This window comes from Streptomyces sp. adm13(2018) (genome assembly GCF_008042145.1).
GTDB lineage: Bacteria > Actinomycetota > Actinomycetes > Streptomycetales > Streptomycetaceae > Streptomyces.
The window spans coordinates 1-4647 of the sequence record NZ_RDBH01000068.1; the positions used below are offsets into that span (position 1 = coordinate 1).

The 4647-nt window shown below is 73.9% G+C and carries 4 protein-coding genes; 1 reads left to right on the forward strand and 3 read right to left on the reverse strand.

Going from position 1 to position 4647, the window contains the following annotated elements; all coding sequences use genetic code 11:
* The 3 genes from EAO70_RS06175 to EAO70_RS06185 all read right to left on the reverse strand — a co-directional run.
* On the reverse strand, positions 1–962 hold a 962-nt coding region (locus EAO70_RS06175), incomplete at its 3' end, for a bifunctional DNA primase/polymerase (protein ID WP_148002002.1).
* 87 nt (positions 963–1049) lie between these two features.
* Positions 1050–1685 carry a hypothetical protein gene (locus EAO70_RS06180; RefSeq protein ID WP_148002003.1) on the reverse strand — a complete coding sequence of 212 codons (636 nt, stop codon included), beginning with the start codon at positions 1683–1685 and terminating at the stop codon, positions 1050–1052.
* Positions 1686–1911: 226 nt separating this feature from the next.
* Complete coding sequence (locus EAO70_RS06185) at positions 1912–3252, reverse strand: esterase-like activity of phytase family protein (protein ID WP_148002004.1); 1341 nt, start codon at positions 3250–3252, stop codon at positions 1912–1914.
* Positions 3253–3445: 193 nt separating this feature from the next.
* Here EAO70_RS06185 and EAO70_RS06190 point away from each other — a divergent pair, with 193 nt between their 5' ends.
* On the forward strand, positions 3446–4597 hold the full coding sequence (locus EAO70_RS06190) for a winged helix DNA-binding domain-containing protein (protein ID WP_148002005.1): 1152 nt from the start codon (positions 3446–3448) through the stop codon (positions 4595–4597).
* Positions 4598–4647: the final 50 nt, after the last annotated feature.

Consider the following 4647-nt stretch of genomic DNA (forward strand, 5'->3'; position numbering starts at 1 on the left):
CCCGACGGCTCGTACGAAGTCCTGGACAGCCGCCCCCCGGCCCCGCTGCCCGCGTGGATCCTGGACGCGCTCACGGCCCGTCCCAAGCCCGTCCAGAGCGCCACCGCCCTACTAAGAGCCTCCTGAACGTCCTGTCGGGTGAGGTCGCCGGATGCCACCAGCCGCCCCAGAGCCCGCGCGGCGGACAGCAGGGTGGCGTTGCGTGTGCCGTCGGCGGCACGGGCGACGTTGTCGACCTCACCCCGCAGCGCTGCCGCCGCGTACCGGGACGCCCGGACCGTCAGCGCCACCGGAGGCGCCGTGGCGCTCTGGACGGGCTTGGGACGGGCCGTGAGCGCGTCCAGGATCCACGCGGGCAGCGGGGCCGGGGGGCGGCTGTCCAGGACTTCGTACGAGCCGTCGGGGGTGTGGCTGCCGGGGGCGACGACGTACCCGCCCCACCCCCGGGTGTCGATCCGCCTGCCGAGCCGCCCGGCGGTGTTGCCGAGCCGGGCGCCGCTGGGCTGGGTGAAGTACAGGTGCATCCCGCCGCGCGCGGTCCGCACTCGGTGGGTGAGGGGGACGGCCTGCCCGGCGCGCTCGCAGAGCGCCTCAAAGGTGGTCACGCCGTCAGGCGTTCCTTCTTCGTCTGTCGGCTTGAGGGTGTCCAGGTCGACGACGAGCAGCCCGGACGGGCCGGTGGCGATGCCGATGTTGTACGGGGCGTGCGTCCACGCGGCGGCAAGGAGGTCGGCGTCGGTGGTGGCGCGCTGCTCGGGCGTCTTGTGCCCGTCCGCACAGCGGCCGGTACCCGGGCAGCGAGCGTCGGAGTGGCCGGCGGGCCGCTTGTCGCTCGGGCGGAGAGGGAAGACGTGCCAGCCGCGCTCGGCGGCGCTCACCGCGTGGGCGAGCAGGCTCAGGCCCGGCAGGTCGATGGACAGCGGGTCACTGCCCTCTCGCCCGACGGGGGCGGTTTGGGTCATGCTGGGTGTCTCCAGTTCTGTGATTGGTGCTGGTGGACGAGGGCGGCCCCGGGTTCTTGGCGGAATAGGGGGCCGCCTTCGGCGTAGCTACTGGTGGGTGGTCCAGAGGGTGTACTGCTGGCGGACGTAGTGCCGGGGGTTGCAGATGACGGCCGCGTCGTCGACGTCCATGAGGCGCCGTGCCGCGCGGTCGGCGGCCTCGGTGGCGTCGCCGGGCTCGCCGACGCTCTCGTCGGTGAGGGCGATGCGGTCGAGGAGGGCGGCCTTGCGGAGCCAGAACTCCCGGGTGCCTTCGGTGCCGAACGGCCGCTCGGCGGCGGTGCGGGCGGTCCATCCGATCTCGCTGATGGTGGACGGGGCCTTGGCGTAGGCCTGCTCAGCCGTGGGCCAGTCCCGCTCGGCGGGTCGGGCGAGGAGGCTGCGGGCGGCGTTGATGCGCTGTCCGGCGGAGTCGACGACGTAGGCCGCGGCCTCGTCCAGGGCTTCAACGGTGGCCTCGTGGTTCGGCTGCCACTCGCCCACCGCCACGCCGGCGGCGGTGAGAACCTCGCCGAGGAGCGGGAGCAGGCCCGTGCCGCCGTTCGCGGGGTCGTAGAGGTGGTGCAGGAGGTGGCGCTGGTCGGCCGCGTCCAAGCCGATGCGGACCTCGCGGAGGAGGTCGTCGAGTCCGGCGCGGATGGTGTCAGTGGCGGTGCTGACGCGGTGCTGGACGATGCGGGACACGTAGGTCTCCTCAGAGGTCGGAGCGTGGCGGAACGAGCAAGCGGAATCGCTCGCAGCGGGTGTGCGGGGAGGCGGGGACACCCTCACCGGGATGCCGTGAGGGAGGGGTTTTCGCAGGTGGAGGCAGGGAGCCTCCCCGCCTCCCCGAAACGGTTTTTTCCCTGATCAACGCAGGGGAGGCGGCCCGGGGAGCCGCCCCGCATCCCTCCCGGCCCCCCAGCCGCCGTCAGCGCAGGCGGTGCGGCAGGCGGACGCGGACCAGGGTGGTCTCCACGCCGCTGTCGACCAGGCGGCCGTTCGCGTCGAAGGCCTCGGGGCCGTCGGTCATCCCGAAGTCGTTGTCGTTGAGCAGGACCAGGGTCGAGGAGCCCTCCACCGCGATCCCCTCGATCTTGCCGGGGACGCCCGCGACCGTGTTCAGGTCGACCACCAGGCGCTTCGCGAGCACCGGGGCGTCGGCGGCCGCCTCGTCGCCGAGCTGCTCCAGGGTCGGGCTCGCCGTCGAGTCCCACCGGGAGCCGAGGATGTCGGCGCCGCGGCGGAGCCGCACCTCGTAGAGGCGGGAGGCCTTGTCCGTACGCTCCTGGACCAGCAGGCGGTCGCCGCCCAGGGCGACGACGGAGGAGATCTTCAGCTCCGACGTCTTGGTCTGGCCCGGCTCCACGACGCCCACCGCGTCGAAGCGGTACGCGTACTCCGCCGTGACCCGGTTCTTGCGGGGCGAGAAGCGCAGCAGGCGGGTGGTGCGGGAGTCCTCGCCGGCCACCTTGTCGGGGTTGAGCAGGGGGCTCTGCAGCGCCATCACCAGGTCGCCGTCGGGCAGCAGCGCCAGGCCCTCGAAGCCGCGGTTGATCTTGCGCTTGAGGAAGACCGACGGGAGCGACTCGACCACCGGGTAGTCGGCGCCGGTCAGGGCGAGGCCCCGGGGCACGTGGCGGGCCAGGACCCGGCCCGTGGCGGAGACGTGCACCAGCGAGGGACCGTACTCGTCGGCCAGCCAGAAACTGCCGTCCCTGTCGCGGACCAGACCCTCGGTGTCGAGGCCGTTCACGTCGTACGCGAGCGGGGTCGTGGCGCTGTGGTCGTACGGGGCCTCGTCGCGGCCCGGCTGGTTGGGCAGACCCGTGACGGGCGCGCCGGAGCGCGTGGTGAGCGGGATGGACTTCAGTACCCGGATCCGGTCGCCGACCGCGCGGACCTTGACGATCGCCGGGTCGAAGCCGGGTACGGGGAAGGTGCGCCGCTTGTCCTTGCCGACCGTGATCTGGCCGTTGGGGCCCCGGTCGGTGACCGTCCAGTACTCGCCGCGCCGCTCGGCCGGGTACAGGTCGCTGCCGATGCCGCCCAGGTCGACGTCCCGGTCGTCGTCGACGCTGCCGGGCAGCAGGGCGTTGCTGAAGGGGGCCAGCGGGATGTCCGGCAGGGTCGAGGTGGAGACGACCCGGGCGGTGGCGGTGCCGTGCCGCACCGGCTCGGCCTCGGCCGGCCCCACGACCGCCGTCAGCGCGAGCGCGGCGGACAGCGGCAGAACGACGGCGGCGGGCCGGCGCAGGAGGCGCGGATTCATCTGAACTCCCTTTGAACACCTGGAATGTCGCCCATGGGGGCGGGCCCATGGTCCATTTCCGGCCACAACTGCGGGCGACGTGCGGGCGACGGACGGGGGCGTCCTCGGTGAACGCGTGGCGTCGGCGAGAGCGTTGCCGGGAGCGTCGGCGCCCGTCGCAACGGTGTCGAGGAGATACGAGGAGAATCGCGTCATGGTGATGACCGCGCGCGCCCTCAACCGCTCCACCCTCGCCCGTCAACTGCTCCTCGAACGGGCGCCGATCGGCGTCGGGGACGCCGTACGGCAGGTGGTGGCGCTCCAGGCGCAGCAACCGGGTTCGCCCTACGTCGCGTTGTGGAACCGCGTCGCCGGGTTCGACCCGGCCGAGCTCGACAAGGCGGTGGCGGACTTCGAGGTGGTCAGGTCGACCCTGATGCGGCTCACCCTGCACCTGGTGCACGCCGGGGACTACCGGGCCTTCCGGGAGGGCATGGAGCCGACGCTGCGGGGGTCGCGGCTGCACGACCCCCGGTTCAAGGCGGCGGGGTTCACCGCCGAGGACGCCGACGGGCTGCTGCCCGGCCTCCTCACGTACGCCCGGGAGGCGCGGACCGGGGCGCAGCTGCGGGCGCACCTCGCGGCGGCGCGGGGCGGGCCGGTGGAGGCCGTGGTGTGGCGGATGATCCGGCAGTACGCGCCGCTGTGGCACGCGCCGACGGGGCCGCCGTGGTCGTTCGGGACGGCCCAGTCGTTCGTGACGGCCGAGGCGCCGCTGCCGGGGCTCGGCGATCAGGAGGCCTCGGCGGCCGGTCTTGCGGTACTGCTCCGGCGCTATCTGGAGGGCTTCGGGCCGGCGTCCCTGGCGGACATGGCGCAGTTCACGACGGCCCCGCGCGGGAAGGTGCGCGAGGCGGTGCGGCTGCTGGAGGACGGGCTGGAGCAGTGGGAGGGGCCCGGCGGGACGGTGCTCCACGACGTGCCCGGGGCGCCCCGGCCGGACGAGGACGTCCCGGCGCCGCCCCGTCTGATGGCGATGTGGGACAGCGTCCTGCTGGCCTACGCGGACCGTGGCCGGGTCATCCCGCCCGAGTACCGCGGGCAGGTGATCCGGGTGAACGGCGACACACTGCCTACGGTGCTCGTCGACGGGTACGTGGCCGGGGTCTGGCGTCCGGTCGGGGAAGGCGTCGAGGTCTCGGCCTTCCGTCCGCTGTCCGCCCGCGTCTGGGCGGAACTGGCGGCGGAGGCGGCGGCCCTCGACGGCTTCCTCGCCGCCCGGGACCGCCGGGTCTACGGCCGCTACGACCACTGGTGGGTGAAGGGGCTTCCCGCGGCGGAGACCCGGGTGCTGCCGGGAGCCTGACGGCGCGGGGCACCGGGCCGGCGCACAGGCCCGAGGCTCAGGCCCAGCCC

Coding starts and splice junctions, on each gene's coding strand:
- EAO70_RS06185 (WP_148002004.1), bottom strand. CDS start 3,252: ATGAATCCGCGCCTCCTGCGCCGGCCCGCCGCCGTCGTTCTGCCGCTG.
- EAO70_RS06190 (WP_148002005.1), top strand. CDS start 3,446: ATGGTGATGACCGCGCGCGCCCTCAACCGCTCCACCCTCGCCCGTCAA.